This window comes from Litoribacter ruber (assembly GCF_018500185.1).
Classification (GTDB): domain Bacteria; phylum Bacteroidota; class Bacteroidia; order Cytophagales; family Cyclobacteriaceae; genus Litoribacter; species Litoribacter ruber.
Genome location: NZ_JAHBGI010000060.1, coordinates 1 through 393 on the forward strand (window position 1 = coordinate 1; position 393 = coordinate 393).

Consider the following 393-nt stretch of genomic DNA (forward strand, 5'->3'; position numbering starts at 1 on the left):
TGATCGGGAAATAAACTCCTAAACGCCGAATCTATTTCCACTTCCTAATTACCCCTCCACATCAACCCAATCAATCACCGTTCCCTCACATTCAGGAGCATTGGGGCAGCAAATATACTCATCCCCGTTGCGGTCCTTGAACACCTTATAATCCCCAGCCAAGAAAACCAGATCACAGTGAATACACTTCTTCCTCTCCTCCAGCCCCAGTTTCCTGCCAAAAGGATGGTTTTTCCGGAGGTATTGTTGCTTATCTTTTACTTCTATTTCTTTCATAATATGCAAAGGTACGAAGGGAGAAGGAATGATTGGCTCAGATCCCTTGTCACGTTCTAAATCTAATTGACACTTTTTTCTCAAGCTTTTATATTTTTCTCCGCGAAGAAGCCTTTG

General features: G+C 42.7%; 1 protein-coding gene. It reads right to left on the reverse strand.

Features of this window, described 5'->3' with window-relative positions; genetic code table 11:
• Positions 1 to 48: 48 nt before the first annotated feature.
• Positions 49 to 393, reverse strand: a 345-nt coding sequence (locus KIH41_RS18075; RefSeq protein ID WP_214163344.1) for a hypothetical protein, incomplete at its 5' end; no start/stop codon positions are given.